The sequence below is a fragment of the Microbacterium trichothecenolyticum genome, assembly GCF_030818955.1.
Classification (GTDB): Bacteria; Actinomycetota; Actinomycetes; order Actinomycetales; family Microbacteriaceae; genus Microbacterium; species Microbacterium trichothecenolyticum_B.
Genome location: NZ_JAUTBF010000001.1, coordinates 2,955,628 through 2,969,981, shown reverse-complemented (window position 1 = coordinate 2,969,981; position 14,354 = coordinate 2,955,628). Strand labels below are relative to the sequence as shown.

Genomic DNA, 14,354 nt, shown 5'->3' with positions numbered 1-14,354 from the left:
ACCGCGCCCCCGTCGCAGATGCGCAACGGACTCGGATGAGAATGCCCCACGGCATCCGAGGTCGTTGCGCATCTGCCGATTCCGCTCGCGGGCGGGGCGCACCGGCCGGGCACCCCGCGCCGGCTCACGCCCGGAGAGCCGCCTCGGCGATCACGGCCGACGCCTCCTCGTCGCGCATCCAGAGCGGCTCGACGACCGCCCCGATGCCCGCCGCCTCGACCTCGGCCGCGGCGTCCTCGTCTTCCTCGGCCAGCAGCCAGGCGTCGAGCAGGCCGTCGTCCGACCGCGCGCCGTAGTGTCGCGCGACGGCGGCGGCCGAGGTCTCCACCCCGATCGCCGTCAGGCACACGTCGGCCATCCCGCGCACCACGCGCCCGCCGATGATCGGCGAGACGCCGACCACACGCGCCGACGTGGCGCGCAACGCGTCCCGGATGCCGGGGACGGCGAGGATCGGACCGATCGACACCACGGGGTTCGAGGGCGCCAGCAGCACCACGTCGGCGTCCGCGAGGGCATCCGCGACCCCGGGGGCGGGCTCGGAATCCGTGATCCCCGGGTTCTCGAAAGCGCGCGGTGTCAGCTGCGCGCGGTGCCGCGTCCACCACTCCTGGAAGTGCAGGCGCCGCCCGTCCTCGAGCAGCACGTGCGTGTCGACCTCGCTGTCGGTCATGGGCAGCATCCGGATGCCGAGCGGCCAGCGCTCCGCCATACGCTCCAGCACCTGCGTCGGGGTGAGGCCCTCCCGCAACCAGCCGGTGCGGGCGAGATGGGTGCCGAGATCGAGGTCGCCGAGCGTGAACCACGGCCAGCCCGCACCCCACGCCTGCAGCTCCTCGTTGACGCGTTCGGAGTCGCCCGCGCGACCCCAGCCGCGGACCGTGTCGTTGACGCCGGCGAGGGCGTAGGTGATCGAGTCGACGTCGGGCTGCAGGCGCACGCCCGACAGCCACAGGTCGTCGCCGGTGTTGACGACGACGGTGGCCTCGGGCGCACCGAGCCGCCGGAGCGCAGCACGGACGCCCAGCGTGAACTTCGACCCCCCGACTCCACCGGCGAGAACGACGACACGGGGCTGGGGAGAAAGCATCTGTCCAGTCTTTCACCCGCGGTGGGAGGAGATCATTCACATGTTGCTGCTCGCTCAGGGGAGCACGCCTACGCTCGCGCGGGTGACAGAGCTGTTCTCTTCGTGAGAGGCCGAGGCGCCGGTGCTGGTGGCGTCACCGCCACCAGCGAAGATCCGCGCATCGCGACCGCACCCTCTGCACGCCTGCGATCGCCGCCATCGTCAGACGTTCGGGACGCGACATCGCTGCGTCATCTGCCCATCCCGCTCAGGAACGTCGACGCGGACACGGCTGCCACGTCGACCGCCTGCGACGCGGAGCCATCGACGTCGGCCACCACGCCGCGAGGCGCGACAGGACCGACGGACGAACGGGCGCAGCGGGAATGGCGTGCATGTCCCCAGACTGCGTCATCGGCGAACACGAGCACATCGTCGCAATGGACGAGATGTCTCCCTCTCAGGGATGAGATCGGCGCGGCCCGTCTCCGTGAGCCCGGCCACGGCTCTCGGCTCGCGGCCCCGCTGTCACCGCCCTGGCGCCGGTGCGAGCCAGTACCAAGACCCGTCGGGTTCTCGCTCGATCACGCCGGTGTCCACCGCGTGTCGGCGAAAGAACGCGACGTCGCCGACGAACATCCGAAGTCTCTCGTTCAGCGCCCCCTCGGTGATGCGCTCACCTTCCCCGAGGACGCGCCGCGCCACCGCCGCCACCGAGCTGTCTACCTCACCGGGTGCGAGGTCCCCGAGAGAAATCGCGTCACCGCGGAGAACGGAAAGGGGCCCCAGCTCTTCTTCCAGGGCGTCCAGAGCCTCTGCGAGGAATCTGTCGCTGACCGCGTAGGTATCACCCACGAGCTCGACGAAACCGAGCTTCGCCACATTCTGCATCAGGTCGCTCTCTCTGGACTGCTCGTCCTCGAGGAGTGCGTGACCGATAGCCGATCGGAGTTGCGGGCGACGAAGCATCGCGATGAGTGAACGGACGGGACGGAGAGAATTCGCCACGACTGCTCCCTTCCATGACGTCGAGCCGTTCCCTGCTTCTGCGGGCACGGAGGGCACAGCGCGGAACGTGAGGCGATCGCGCGCGGCGCCCGCGGCTGCTACTGCGCGAGCAGCGTCGGGTCGAGCGCTTCGGCCGCGGCCTTCGCCGCCCCCGGCAGCGCGTCGATCACGCTCTCGAGCGCCGCATCGTCGTGGGCGGCCGTGAGGAACCACGCCTCGAACACGCTCGGGGGCAGCGAGATGCCGGCATCCAGCATCGCGTGGAAGAACGGGGCGTACCGGTACGACTGCTGCGTGAGCGCCGTGGCGTAGTCGCGCGGCACCTCGGGGACGAACGCGACACCGAACAGCGAGCCCGCCCGCGGCACGGTGTGCACGACGCCTTCGGCCGTCAGAGCGGCATCCAGGGCATCGGCCACCCGGGTCGCGGCGGCATCCACCGTGGCGTACACCTCCGGCGTCGCCAGACGCAGGGTCGCCAAGCCCGCCGCGACCGAGAGCGGGTTGCCCGACAACGTGCCGGCCTGGTACACGGGGCCGAGCGGAGCGAGGTGGTCCATGACGTCGGAGCGACCACCGAGCGCGGCCAGCGGCATCCCTCCGCCGACGACCTTGCCGAACGTCAGGATGTCGGGCAGGTACGTCTCGCCTCGCGAGGCCTGCAGGCCCCAGAAGCCGGCCGGGTGCACGCGGAAGCCGGTCAGCACCTCGTCCATGATGAGCAGGGCACCGTGGCTGTGCGCGATGTCGGCGATCGCCGCATTGAAGCCGGGCAGCGGCGGCACGACGCCCATGTTCGCCGAGGCCGCTTCGACGATGATCGCGGCGATGTTCTCGCCGTGGACCGCGAAGGCCTCCCGCACGGCGTCGAGGTCGTTGTACGGCAGCACGAGCGTCTGGGCCGCGATCGGAGCGGGAACACCGGCCGAACCGGGCAGGGCCAGGGTGGCGACGCCGGAGCCTGCGGCCGCCAGCAGTCCGTCGGAGTGGCCGTGGTAGTGCCCCGCGAACTTGATGAGCAGGTCGCGGCCGGTGACGCCGCGCGCCAGACGGATGGCCGTCATCGTCGCCTCGGTGCCGGTCGACACCAGGCGCACCTTCTCGACGGGCTTGAGGTCACCGACCCGCACGCGCTGGGCGATGAGGTCGGCGAGCTCCACCTCGGCACCTGTCGGCGCACCGAAGGACAGACCCCGGGATGCCGCTGCCTGCACCGCCCCGACCACCTCGGGATGCGCGTGCCCGAGCAGTGCCGGACCCCACGAGGCGACGAGGTCGACGTACTCGCGGCCCGCGGCATCCGTGATCCGGGGTCCCGAGGCGGACTGCACGAAGCGGGGGGTCCCGCCGACGGAGCCGTAGGCGCGCACGGGCGAGTTCACACCGCCGGGGATGACGTCCTTGGCGCGGGCGAACCACTGGTCGTTCAGGTCGGTCATGTGCTGCTCATCCTCTCGATGTGCACAAGTCAGGAGAAATAGGACGGTCGGGGGTCCGGGAGGACTGCAGAGTCGATTCTTCCGGAGTCGTGCGCCGACCGCGCGATCGCCGGCGAGAACGGCGTTCCGGTAGCGGCCGGCGCGAGCGCGACGGCGCCCGAACCGGCATCGGCGACCGAGGCGGTCCACACGGCCGACGGCACCCGATCAGAGCTCGGCGCGCAGCCAGCGGGCGGCCTCGAGCGCCCAGTACGTCAGGATCGCGTCGGCGCCGGCACGACGGATACCGAGCAGGCTCTCGAGGATCGCGCCGCGGCGGTCGATCCAGCCGTGGGCGGCAGCGGCCTCGATCATCGCGTACTCACCCGACACCTGGTACGCCCACACCGGCACGTCGACCGACGCCTTCACGTCGGCGAGAACGTCGAGATACGGAAGCGCGGGCTTGACCATGACGATATCGGCGCCCTCTTCGACGTCGAGCAGGGCCTCGCGCACACCCTCGCGTCCGTTGCCGGGATCGAGCTGATACGAGCGACGGTCGCCCTTCAGCTGCGAGTCGACGGCCTCGCGGAACGGCCCGTAGAAGGCGCCGGCGTACTTGGCCGAGTACGCCAGGATCAGCGTGTCGGTGAAGCCCTCGGCATCCAGGGCCTCGCGCACCGCGGCGACCTGGCCGTCCATCATGCCGGACAGCCCGAGCAGGGCCGAGCCCGCACGTGCCTGTGCGAGACCCATCGCCGTGTACCGCTCGAGGGTCGCGTCGTTGTCGACCGCACCGTCGGCCTGAAGGACCCCGCAGTGCCCGTGATCGGTGAACTCGTCGAGACACAGGTCGGTCTGCACGACGAGCGCGTCGCCGACCTCGGCCACGACGGCCTCGGTCGCGACGTTCAGGATGCCGTTCGGGTCATCGGCGCCCGACCCCACGGCGTCGCGCGTCTCGGGCACGCCGAACAGCATGACGCCGCCGATACGCTCCTCGGCCGCTTCGGCGACCGCCCGGCGCAACGAGTCGAGCGAATGCTGCACGATGCCGGGCATCGACCCGATCGGGCTCGGCTCGGCGATGCCCTCGCGCACGAACATCGGCAGAACGAGCTGCGACGGCACGAGGTGCGTCTCGCGAGCGAGACGACGGACGGCGGGGGTACGGCGCAGGCGCCGCGGACGGTGCTCGGGAAAACTCATGAGGTCGATTCGTCGGGGGGAAGGGTGAAGCGAGAGACGGCCTCGATCAGCGACTCGACGGTCTGCGTCTCGGCCACGACGTCGACGCTGAGGCCCGCGCGCTTGGCGTCTTTCGCGGTGCGGGGACCGATCGCGGCGATGACGGTGGATGCCGGGATCTCGGGGAACTGATCGACCACCTGTTCGGCGACCGAACCGCTGGTGACGAGGATGGCGTTGATACGGCCCGAGTGCACGTCGCCGGCGACCTTCTCGGACACGGGCACGCCGACCGTGCGGTAGGCGACGACGCTGCGCACGTCGTGACCCGCCTCGATGAGCAGGCGCGTGAGCACGGGCTTGGCGATTTCGCTCCGCAAGGTGAGCACCTTGCGCGGCGCGGTCTCGATGGCGATCATCTGCTCGGCCATGCCCTGCGCCGAGTTGTCGCGCTCGGGCACGAGGTCGACGTGGTAGCCGACCGCCTGCATCGCTGCCGCCGTCGTCTCACCGACCACCGCGACCTTCGTCTCGGCGGGGATGACGGCTTTGTAGGCATAGAGCACGTCGACGGTCGTCGCGCTGGTGAGCGTGAGCCAGTCGAACACCCCGCCGGCGAGGTCGGCGAGCGCTTGCTCGAGGGTCGCCTGGTCGTTCGTCGGCGCGAAGTTGATCAGCGGAGCGATCACGGGAACGGCACCACGCTGGCGCAGGCTGGCGGCGACACCGTCACCCCAGGGTCCCCCGCGCGGAACGAGCACGCGACGGCCGGCGAGCGGCTTGGGCACGCTGCCCGTCGGAGGGTACGGCGTGTGCCGGTGGCCTTCATTCATGTGGTCGACTCTCGTGGTACCAGGTCGGCCGCCCCACGTTCGAGCAACCGACGCGCGGCTTCTCGGCCCGCTCGCGTCGCACGCGCGATCGGTCCCCCGTCGTCGGCAGCACCCGCTTCGTTGCCGCTGCCCGTTTCCCCACCATACCCCGGTGCGAGTCGCACCGTCCGGTCTATCCCGATCCTTCGCGTACCGTCGAGCGCATAGACCACCGCGCGCACCCGCAGATCGCCGTCGGAGAGGGCCGCATGCGTCCCCACCGGGGCGCTGCATCCCGCGTCCAGCGCCGAAAGCACGGTGCGCTCGGCGGTGATCGCGACGCGGGTGTCCTCGTCGTCGAGCTGCGCGAGCGCGGCCAGGATGTCCGCGTCGATGTCGCTGCGCGTCTCGACCGCGAGTGAACCCTGGCCCGGCGCGGTGGGCCACTCCGCCAGCCCCAGCGGCTCGGCGCGGAGTCCGCCCAGATCGCCGCCGAGCCGCGAGATCCCCGCGGCGGCGAGGATGACGGCATCCAGTTCTCCGTCGCGCACGCGCGCGAGGCGGGAGTCGACGTTGCCGCGGATGTCGTGGATGTCGAGCCGCGGGTTGTGCCGCAGCGCCTGCGCGATGCGGCGGGGCGACCCGGTGCCGACCCGCGACCCCGGGGCGAGCGCGCCGAGGGGTATGCCGTCGCGGGTGACGACGACGTCGCGGGCGTCTTCCCGCGTCGGCGTCGCGGCGATGACGAGCCCCTCGGGCTGCGCGGTCGGCAGGTCTTTCAGCGAATGCACGAGGAAATCGCACCGGTCGGCGGCGAGCGCCTCGCGCAGACCGTTGGCGAACACGCCACGACCGCCCAGCTGCGACAGCGACGCACGGTTGACGTCTCCCTCGGAGACGATTGGCACGAGCTCGACAGCACGACCGGATGCCGCGGCCACGGCGTCGGCGACCATCTGCGACTGCGTTATCGCCAGAGCGCTCCGGCGCGTGCCGAGGCGCAGGGCGGCGGTCACTGAAGGATCTCGGGGATCTCGTCGAGGGTCACGAGGCGTCCCGTGTAGAACGGCACCTCTTCCCGGACGTGTCGACGCGCCTCGGTGTATCGCAGGTCGCGCATCATGTCGACGAGGTCGGTCAGCACGTCGGCCTCGAGGGGCAGGAGCCACTCGTAGTCGCCGAGGGCGAAGGATGCCACGGTGTTGGCGATGACGCCCTTGTAGACCGACCCCTTCTTGCCGTGCTCGATCAGCATCTCGCGGCGTTCCTCCTCGGGCAGCAGGTACCACTCGTAGCTGCGGATGAAGGGGTACAGGCACAGCCACTGCCGCGCCTCGATGCCGCGGAGGAAGCCGGGCACGTGCGAGCGGTTGAACTCCGCGTCGCGGTGCACACCCATGGCGTTCCACGTGGGGAGCAGGTTCTTCAGCAGCTCGGTACGACGGAGGCGCCGCAGGTCGCGCTGGAGCGCCTGGGGGTCTTCGCCGTGCAGCCACACCATCAGGTCGGCGTCGGCGCGCAGGCCGCTGACGTCGTAGAAGCCGCGCACGGTGACACCGTCTGCCTCGATGAGGGAGACGAGGTCGGCGAGCTCGGTGGCGTCGGGGGCGGTGACGGGGTTCTCGGGGTCGCGGCGGAAGACCGCCCACAGGGTGTACACGGAAGAGGAGCTGTCGTCGGACATGACACCAGTTTCGTCCCGTCGGCGCGGGCATCCAAACCGGTTGACTCGCCACCGAAGCACCGCCACGCCACGACCGGCGCGCAACCACCGGCACGCGTGTCGCGCGCGTGCGTTGGTACTGTGCGACGACGACGTCGGGGGACGCCGTCGCGAAAGGGTGCCCGATGTGGCTGTATGACCTCCCCATGTACGTGGGGCTGCCCGTGTTCATCGTGCTCGTGGTGGGCATCTCCTGCGGGATCCTGCTGGTGCTGCGCAAGTGGGTCTTCCGCGTCGCCCCGCAGGGCGAGGAGTGGGACCGCGTGCTCAGCTATGCTGTCGGCGCCTACGGCGTCTTCTACGGTGTCACCCTCGCGCTGATCGCCGCCGCCGCCTACGGCAACTTCACCGAGGTCGACGGCGTCGTGCTGGAGGAGTCGTCGTCGCTGGCCTCGCTGTACCGCACGGCGACGCTGCTGCCCGAGCCGCAGTCGGGTGAACTTCAGCAGCAGATCATCCAGTACTCGCGCGGGGTGATCGACGAGGACTGGCCTCAGCAGCGCCGCCTGGAGCTGCCGTCGGAGACGGACGTCGACATCACGCGCATGCAACAGGCGATCGACGCCGTCGAGCCCTCGTCGGCCGTCGAGGTGGTCTACGTGCAGGAGGCGCTCGAGCAGTTCCGGCAGCTCGTGCACGATCGGCGCGACCGCATCGCCCTCACCCACCTGGCTCTGCCGAGCGTGCTGTGGATCGTGCTCGGCGTGGGCGCCGTGCTCAACGCGGTGCTGATCGGTCTGATCGAGGTGCGGAACCTCCGCGTGCACCTGCTGATGTCGGGCATGCTCGCGCTGTTCGTCGCCCTGCTGCTGTACGCCATCGCCGGCTTCGACCACGCCTACGCGGGCCCCATCGCCGTGACGCCGGAGTACTTCCAAGACCTGCTCGACGGGCTGTTCAAGAACGAACCGTAGACCCGTCCGCCCCCGGACCCGGTCGTCGGACCACCGGCATCCTGTCTCCCGGCCGCGGTCTGTTCCCGCTGGGGTCTACCGCCGCCGCGGCGGGCCGTCGTGCGGAGTCCGGTGCCGACACGCCGGTACGCCCCCACCCGCCACGGCGAGTCACCGCTCAACTCCGCCACACGGCACAGCCCCACGGCGACGGCGCCCGATCGGAACGACGAAGCGGCCCGCCCCGGACGGGGACGGACCGCTCCGTGAGGTCTCAGCGCGTGTACGCGCGGACGATGCCCCACACGGCGAAACCGACCAGGCTCGCCACGCCCGCGACGACGGCGGCCGCCGCGCCCGGGTTGCGCTGCGCGCTCTGACGCACCTCGCGAACCTTGCGGTCGACGGCCTCGCTCGCGCGACGCGGGATGTTGGCCTTGTCTTCGAGGGCCGCCAGCGCCGCCTTCAACTCGGCGCGGGCAGACTCGACGGGGTCGGTGATCCCCAAGGGCACCGCGGTGCGGGGCACGGGGACGGGACGATCAATACTCACTGCCGGCCTCCTTCACGATGCGGACGTCTTCGGCGATCGCCGCGCCCGGGTTCTCGCGATTCGACAGCTTCTTGAACCGCAGATAGCCCAACAGCGCGAGGACCGCGGTGATCACGACCATCACGCCGAACACCACGAGCGCCGACAACCACACGGGCCACCACGACGAGAGCCCCGCGATGACGAACGCGAAGAACACCGGAATGGCCCAGAACAGCACGATCAGGGCTCCGACGAACCATCCGGCGCCGATCCCGGCGTCTTTCGCCGTGCGCTGCGCCCACGCCTTGGCACCGTTGATCTCGGCGACCACGAGGTTGCGGACGAGCTCGGGGATGTCGCCGATCAGCGTGAACAGGCTGTCGTCGGAGCGGTCGCGGAAGCCGCGAGGGGTGGTCATGCGTCAGCTCCCGGACGAGGTGGAGCCGCTCTGGGCCGCGCGGGCGCGCGTGGTCGCGGTCTTCTCGGCATCCTTGGCGTCGTCGACGGCGTCTTCGACGACATCGGCGACCTCGGAGGCCGACTGCTTCGCGGCACGGCCGGCGCGCTCGGCACGCTCCTGCACGGTGCCGGACTGGGCCGCGGCACCGGTGACCGACTTCGCGCCCTTCCACACCACGCCGGGGACGGACTTCAGCGCCGAGGCGCCGAGCGCCTTGACCTTCTCGACCTGTCCCTGCACGACGGGCTGCTCCCAGACCTTCTCGGCCTGCGCCTTGATCTGCTCATAACGGTCGCGGCCCGCGCGTGCTCCGAGCACGTAGCCCGCCACGAGTCCGACGACGAGTGCTGCTTTGCCCCTCATGGGGTCTCCTCACGCTCGATCGAGTGCTGGTCGAGTCTCACAGTAGTCATGTATGCCGTCTCCGGCATCCACCCTTGACACCGGCGCGCAATGACCGAGCGCGTGGGGTGTTTATCGTCGAGTCGGAGGACACGACCAAGGGGGTGCCTGTGCAGGCGGACGACCTCGCGCACGTCTTCGAGGGGCGCTGCTTCTTCGAGGCTGGCGACCATCTGCTCGCCGAAGCACCGCTGATCGAGCTCGAGCAGCTACGTCACGCCGGATGGCGAGTGCATCGCGACGCGTGGTGGACCCGCTGCGCGCCGGCCGACTCCCGCCTGCCCCCGTCAGGGTGGAAAGTGCACGTGAGCCCCGACATTGCCCACCTCACCGCCGAGATCGAGCGTGCGATCGAGGTCGTCTCGGCACACCGGATCGCCTTCAAGGTGCGCTCGTCGGCCGCGGTGGAACGGCGGAGCCGGTCCAAGTTCGCATCCCGCACGCAAGTGGGCAAGACCGTAGTCGCGTACCCTCGCTCGGCCGACGAACTCGTCGCGCTGTGCGCGGAGCTTGATGGAGCGCTGCGTCATCCGGGCGGGCCCACGATCGTGGGCGACCTGCGCATCGGTTCCGGCCCGATCCACGTGCGACACGGGGCGTTCGAGCCGACATGGATTGCCCGCGACGGCGTCATCGTGCCAGGAGTGCTCGACGACGACGGCGTCGCTCCCGATGACCGTACCGCGGCAGGCGCACCGCCCGCGGCGCTCAGCCGGCTACTCGCCGAGACCGGCCGTGCGGCGGCACCGGCGATATCGCTGCCGCTGGAGCGCGTAACCGTGCTACACCGCACCGCCGGCGGGGGCGTGTACGCGGGTCTTTGGCGCGGAGTCCCTGCCGTGGTGAAGGAGGGGCGGCGCGACGCGGGGCTGGATGCCGGCGGCACTACCGCAGCCGAACGCCTGCGCCACGAGGCACGGGTGCTGACGCGTCTGTCCGGCAGCGGCGCCGGGCCCGAACTGGTCGAGCTCGTCGAGACACCCGACGGAACGCTGCTGGTGATGGAGCAGCTGCCGGGAACGACCCTGCACCGCTCATTCGCCGCCCGTCACCCTCCCGCATTTGCGGACGAGCACACGATCGACGCTGCCGGCATCGACTATCGCCGGTGGTCCGCCCGCATCCGCGCCCGGGTGGGCGATCGCCTCGCCGCCGCCCACGCCCGCGGCGTCGCCCACGGCGACGTCTCGCCGCAGAACGTGCTCGTCGATGGCGACGAGGCCTACCTGATCGACTACGAGTCCGCCGCGCTCGACGGCGTCCAGGTCGCCCAAGGCATCGTGACGCCAGGGTTCGGGTCGTTGGAGGCCACCCCGGCGACCGACCTAGCGGCCGCCGACGCGCTTGAGACGCTCTTCGTCAACCCGTTGCTGCCCGCGCTGAGCGTGCACCGCCCCTGGTCCGAGGGCACCCGCACCGACATGTACGAGGCGGGTCTGGCCGACCTCGCCCCGGGCTTCCGCTCCCGCGCCGGCCGAGAGCTCGTGCCACAGGAGGAGTTGGAGACCGCCCTGCGACTCGGCATCCATCGCGTCGCAACGCCCGAGGCGCCGGGGCGGATGTTCCCCGGAGGCGTGCGGTCGTTTCGGCATCCGGCGGCGCCGTTGTCGGTCGCACATGGAGCCGCGGGCGTGATCTCGGCCCTGCGGGCGCGCGGAGACATCGCGGAACCGGCGTGGATAGACGCCCTGGAGGAGCACGCGCGGCGGGCACCGGCGATCCCCGGCGCGGGCGAGGGGCTGCATGGCGTGCTGCGCGTGCTGGCGGAGGCCGGACGCGTGGATGCGGCACGCGAGCTGGCCGACCGACTTCCGGCCGCGCCCACGTTCGAGGACGCTAGCTGGTCGACGGGTGACGCCGGACGCGCGGCATGTCTGTTCTCGCTGTACCGGGTCGGCCGCGACGCATGGGTGCTCGACCGGGCGATCGCCCACGTTGACGCCGTCGTCGCCGCGCCCCCTCGCCCTCAGACCGGCCTCGCACGTGGCCTCGCCGGCATCGCCCTGGCCCTGGCCGCCTGCGCAGGGACAATCGCCGACACCGGCGCGGGTGACCCGGGCCCGCTCACCGCTGTCGCACGACGCCTGCTGGCGGAGGAACCACGGCGCAGCACGACCCCTCCCTGCTGCTGACGATGGAAACCCGACACTCGTGCCGCACGTTCGGGGAGGAGCCGCTGACGCTCGCCGAGCTGGGCGAGTTCCTCTTCCGGAGCTGCCGCATCAAAGACGTGTACGGCCCCCTGCGGGGGATGCCGTACCAGGCCACGCGCCGACCGTACCCGACCGGGGGTGCCGCCTACGAGCTGGAGGTCTATGTCACCGCTGCACGGGTCGCGGGGCTGGCTCCCGGCTGCTATCACTACGAGCCCGAGACCCATCGGCTGCGACTGCTCGGCACCACCGAGGCGCAGCGCGGCGAACTGCTAACGGCGGCGGCGCTCTCGGCCGGCGGTGACGTGCACCCCGACGCCCTCCTCACCTTCACCTCCCGTTTCCAGCGGCTGCAGTGGAAGTACCGCTCGATGGCCTACGCAGTCTCGCTCAAGCACGTCGGAGCGCTGTATCAGACCATGTACCTCGTGGCATCCGCAATGAAGATCGGCGCGTGCGGGCTGGGCAGCGGAGACAGCCAGACCTCGGTGGCGGCCTTCGGGCTGGACTATCTGCGGGAGTCCTCGGTGGGCGAGTTCATCATCGGCTCGGCCCCGGCGGCTTCGCGAATGCTTCCCCCCTCGGATGCCGCGGGGTCGGCCCGCTATCCGGGCGGTGACTGGGGTGCCCGCTCCGCCCGGCTGCGAGCCTGAACGGGGGATCGGGGCGCGAGCGTGCGCGCCTCGTCGAGACGGGCTCGCATTCGCAGCCGGTTACAGCCAGCCGCGCTCGCGGGCGCGGGCCACGGCCTCGGCGCGGGTGGCCGCGCCGAGCTTGGTCATCGCGTTGGAGAGGTAGTTGCGCACGGTCCCCTTGGTGAGGAACATCCGCTCGGCGATGATTTCGGTGGCAAACCCCTGGCCCACGAGCTTTAGCAGCTCGACCTCGCGCTCGGTCAGCGGACTGGCGCCCGAACGCAGGGCATCCGCAGCGAGCTGGGGGTCGATCGCGGTGCCGCCGGCGGCCACTGTGTGGACGGCCTCGATGAGGCGTGCGCCGGTCGTCGACTTCACCAGGTAGCCGTTGGCACCGGCAGCCAACGCGCGTGGGATGTGTCCGCTGCCGGGAAGCGCCGTCAGCAGCAGGATCTTGCAGTCCACGCCGGCCGCTCGCAGGCTCGCGCTGGCCTCGATGCCCGTCAACCCGGGCATGTCGACGTCGAGCACAGCGACGTCGGGACGCAGACGAAGAACGGCCTCGACCACAAGGTCTCCGCGGTTCACCCGACCCACGACCTCGATATCGGGTTCGATACTCAAAAGCACCTCGAACGCCTCGGCGACGAGGTCAATGTCTTCCGCGATGAACACACGGAGAACGGAGGACATTCACGCCTCCTGGTCGATCAGGGTCGGAACCTGGGCGAGCACCCGGAAGATTCCCGGGCGGGGGCTTCGGGCATCGAGCGTCCCCCCGACGCTCTCACAACGAAACCCAAGCTCGCGCAGGCCCGTGCCGGCGGGGTTGAGGACGAGATCGGTCGGACAGCCGTCATTGGCGAGGGACAGCACGAGCATGCCGGCCTCCTCACGCAGGCGTAGCCAGCAGTGCGTCGGGCGTGAGTACTTCAACATGTTGGTCACGGCCTCTCGGATAACCACGGCGGCCAGACGCTGCGACTGCTCCGAGCCGACGTCTTCGACCTGGGCATCCCACTCGATGCCGATGCGCGCGCACAGCTCGCTCGCGCTGGTCACCTCCGCGCGGAGGTCGGCGATGGTCGGCCCGTGAGTGAGGGCCCGCAGCTTGGCCTGTCCCTCGGCGACGATCTCGTACGCGGCGCGAATCTGCTGAGCCGCCTCTTCGGCCCGATCGAGCTCTACGAGGCGCAGAGCGGCCTGCTGACGCATCGATACGGCCACCAGGGTGCGCCCGAGCAAGTCGTGGAGGTCTCGCGAGATGCGCGAGCGCTCGCGGTCCACGTGCAGGCGGGCCACCTCTTCGCGGCTGAGAACGAGGCCGTCGGAGACGACCACGAGCCGGATCGGTACATAGATCGCGAAGATCGTGAATAGGGTGAGCGAGACGATCAGCTCGAAGCTCTGATCGTTGCTGCCGGGGAGCACCAGCAGGGCGAGGACCAGGTTGGCGAAGGTCACGGCTAGGCAGGTCAGCGCCCACCGTCCCCTGAGCACGAGGAATGTCGAAGCGACCCACACGCATCCCAGCGTCCAGTCGTAGAGCCACGCCGCCGCGAGCACCGGAATGCCCGCGAGCAGAAGTGTCACGAGGAGTCGCCGGGGGACGGCGTTGCCCAGCACGACCCGCACGCAGTGGAAGAAGATCCAGCCGACACCCAACACGGCAGCGGCGTGGACGGCATTGACGGCGATCGAGAGGGCCGGGGTCGAGAGCGCGGTGGCCAGAGCCAGCAGCAGGAGGAAAATCGCGATAGCGATTGCCCCGACCATGCTGGCACGCGACTCGCCGGACAGGCGACGCCACCAGGCGACGAGGATCCCGTCCGAAGTGCTCATCATCAGTGACCATAGCTCACCGGCACCATCGAGCCCGACGGGGATGCCACCGCTCCCCGCCGCGTTGTGAGGGGCGGCTGCGGCATCCCCGCCGGCCGACGCTCAGAAGCAGATGCCGCTCCAGCACGACCACGCCGCGGCGCTCTCGCTGACGGTCTCGACGGCGGGGAGCTGGTTGAGGTCGTCCATGGTCATCTGCGGCATCCGTTCTCT

15 protein-coding genes are annotated in these 14,354 nt (G+C 70.6%); 3 read left to right on the top strand and 12 right to left on the bottom strand.

Annotated elements, in window-relative coordinates:
- Positions 1-124: 124 nt before the first annotated feature.
- The 7 genes from cofD to hemQ all read right to left on the bottom strand — a co-directional run bounded on the left by cofD (position 125) and on the right by hemQ (position 7,182).
- Positions 125-1,090, bottom strand: coding sequence for a 2-phospho-L-lactate transferase (gene cofD / locus QE412_RS14055; RefSeq protein ID WP_307485047.1), 966 nt, complete (start codon positions 1,088-1,090; stop codon positions 125-127).
- A gap of 507 nt (positions 1,091-1,597) precedes the next feature.
- On the bottom strand, positions 1,598-2,077 hold the full coding sequence (locus tag QE412_RS14050) for a DUF2087 domain-containing protein (RefSeq protein WP_307485044.1): 480 nt from the start codon (positions 2,075-2,077) through the stop codon (positions 1,598-1,600).
- A 98-nt stretch (positions 2,078-2,175) separates the two neighbouring features.
- Complete coding sequence (gene hemL, locus QE412_RS14045) at positions 2,176-3,516, bottom strand: glutamate-1-semialdehyde 2,1-aminomutase (protein ID WP_307485042.1); 1,341 nt, start codon at positions 3,514-3,516, stop codon at positions 2,176-2,178.
- A 207-nt stretch (positions 3,517-3,723) separates the two neighbouring features.
- Positions 3,724-4,707 carry a porphobilinogen synthase gene (hemB, locus tag QE412_RS14040; RefSeq protein WP_307485039.1) on the bottom strand — a complete coding sequence of 328 codons (984 nt, stop codon included), beginning with the start codon at positions 4,705-4,707 and terminating at the stop codon, positions 3,724-3,726.
- Positions 4,704-5,519, bottom strand: a complete 816-nt coding sequence (locus QE412_RS14035; protein WP_307485037.1) for a uroporphyrinogen-III synthase — start codon at positions 5,517-5,519, stop codon at positions 4,704-4,706. Before QE412_RS14035 ends, hemB begins: the two co-directional genes overlap by 4 nt.
- Entirely contained in the window at positions 5,516-6,514 is a 999-nt protein-coding gene (gene hemC, locus QE412_RS14030; protein ID WP_307485034.1) for a hydroxymethylbilane synthase, read from the bottom strand. Before hemC ends, QE412_RS14035 begins: the two co-directional genes overlap by 4 nt.
- Positions 6,511-7,182 (bottom strand): hydrogen peroxide-dependent heme synthase, encoded by a 672-nt coding sequence (gene hemQ, locus QE412_RS14025; protein ID WP_307485032.1) that lies wholly within the window; start codon positions 7,180-7,182, stop codon positions 6,511-6,513. The genes hemC and hemQ overlap by 4 nt, the downstream gene beginning before the upstream one ends.
- Positions 7,183-7,346: 164 nt before the next feature.
- Here hemQ and QE412_RS14020 point away from each other — a divergent pair, with 164 nt between their 5' ends.
- Positions 7,347-8,135 (top strand): bestrophin-like domain, encoded by a 789-nt coding sequence (locus tag QE412_RS14020; RefSeq protein WP_307485030.1) that lies wholly within the window; start codon positions 7,347-7,349, stop codon positions 8,133-8,135.
- 253 nt (positions 8,136-8,388) lie between these two features.
- On the opposite strand, the gene QE412_RS14015 is transcribed toward QE412_RS14020, so the two are convergent.
- From QE412_RS14015 to QE412_RS14005, 3 genes are read right to left on the bottom strand one after another with little or no spacing between them, the layout of a single operon-like run.
- Positions 8,389-8,667: a hypothetical protein gene (locus tag QE412_RS14015; RefSeq protein WP_307485028.1), complete on the bottom strand. Its 279-nt coding sequence runs from the start codon at positions 8,665-8,667 to the stop codon at positions 8,389-8,391.
- A complete protein-coding gene (locus QE412_RS14010; RefSeq protein WP_307485027.1) occupies positions 8,657-9,067 on the bottom strand; it encodes a phage holin family protein in 411 nt (136 codons plus the stop codon). Before QE412_RS14010 ends, QE412_RS14015 begins: the two co-directional genes overlap by 11 nt.
- A 3-nt stretch (positions 9,068-9,070) precedes the next feature.
- Complete coding sequence (locus QE412_RS14005) at positions 9,071-9,472, bottom strand: hypothetical protein (protein WP_307485022.1); 402 nt, start codon at positions 9,470-9,472, stop codon at positions 9,071-9,073.
- A gap of 149 nt (positions 9,473-9,621) precedes the next feature.
- Between QE412_RS14005 and QE412_RS14000 the strand changes: the two genes are divergently transcribed.
- Both QE412_RS14000 and QE412_RS13995 read left to right on the top strand, forming a co-directional pair.
- Positions 9,622-11,643, top strand: coding sequence for a class III lanthionine synthetase LanKC N-terminal domain-containing protein (locus QE412_RS14000; protein ID WP_307485019.1), 2,022 nt, complete (start codon positions 9,622-9,624; stop codon positions 11,641-11,643).
- Positions 11,644-11,645: 2 nt separating this feature from the next.
- Positions 11,646-12,317, top strand: a complete 672-nt coding sequence (locus QE412_RS13995) for a SagB family peptide dehydrogenase (RefSeq protein WP_307485016.1) — start codon at positions 11,646-11,648, stop codon at positions 12,315-12,317.
- A gap of 60 nt (positions 12,318-12,377) precedes the next feature.
- On the opposite strand, the gene QE412_RS13990 is transcribed toward QE412_RS13995, so the two are convergent.
- Positions 12,378-12,992, bottom strand: coding sequence for a response regulator transcription factor (locus QE412_RS13990; RefSeq protein WP_307485011.1), 615 nt, complete (start codon positions 12,990-12,992; stop codon positions 12,378-12,380).
- The gene (locus QE412_RS13985) at positions 12,993-14,141 is read right to left on the bottom strand and encodes a sensor histidine kinase (protein WP_307485009.1); all 1,149 of its coding nucleotides are present in this window, start codon (positions 14,139-14,141) and stop codon (positions 12,993-12,995) included.
- Between the last annotated feature and the right edge of the window lie 213 nt (positions 14,142-14,354).

Coding starts and splice junctions, on each gene's coding strand:
- cofD (WP_307485047.1), bottom strand. CDS start 1,090: ATGCTTTCTCCCCAGCCCCGTGTCGTCGTTCTCGCCGGTGGAGTCGGG.
- hemL (WP_307485042.1), bottom strand. CDS start 3,516: ATGACCGACCTGAACGACCAGTGGTTCGCCCGCGCCAAGGACGTCATC.
- hemB (WP_307485039.1), bottom strand. CDS start 4,707: ATGAGTTTTCCCGAGCACCGTCCGCGGCGCCTGCGCCGTACCCCCGCC.
- QE412_RS14035 (WP_307485037.1), bottom strand. CDS start 5,519: ATGAATGAAGGCCACCGGCACACGCCGTACCCTCCGACGGGCAGCGTG.
- hemQ (WP_307485032.1), bottom strand. CDS start 7,182: ATGTCCGACGACAGCTCCTCTTCCGTGTACACCCTGTGGGCGGTCTTC.
- QE412_RS14020 (WP_307485030.1), top strand. CDS start 7,347: ATGTGGCTGTATGACCTCCCCATGTACGTGGGGCTGCCCGTGTTCATC.
- QE412_RS14010 (WP_307485027.1), bottom strand. CDS start 9,067: ATGACCACCCCTCGCGGCTTCCGCGACCGCTCCGACGACAGCCTGTTC.
- QE412_RS14005 (WP_307485022.1), bottom strand. CDS start 9,472: ATGAGGGGCAAAGCAGCACTCGTCGTCGGACTCGTGGCGGGCTACGTG.
- QE412_RS13995 (WP_307485016.1), top strand. CDS start 11,646: ATGGAAACCCGACACTCGTGCCGCACGTTCGGGGAGGAGCCGCTGACG.
- QE412_RS13990 (WP_307485011.1), bottom strand. CDS start 12,992: ATGTCCTCCGTTCTCCGTGTGTTCATCGCGGAAGACATTGACCTCGTC.
- QE412_RS13985 (WP_307485009.1), bottom strand. CDS start 14,141: ATGAGCACTTCGGACGGGATCCTCGTCGCCTGGTGGCGTCGCCTGTCC.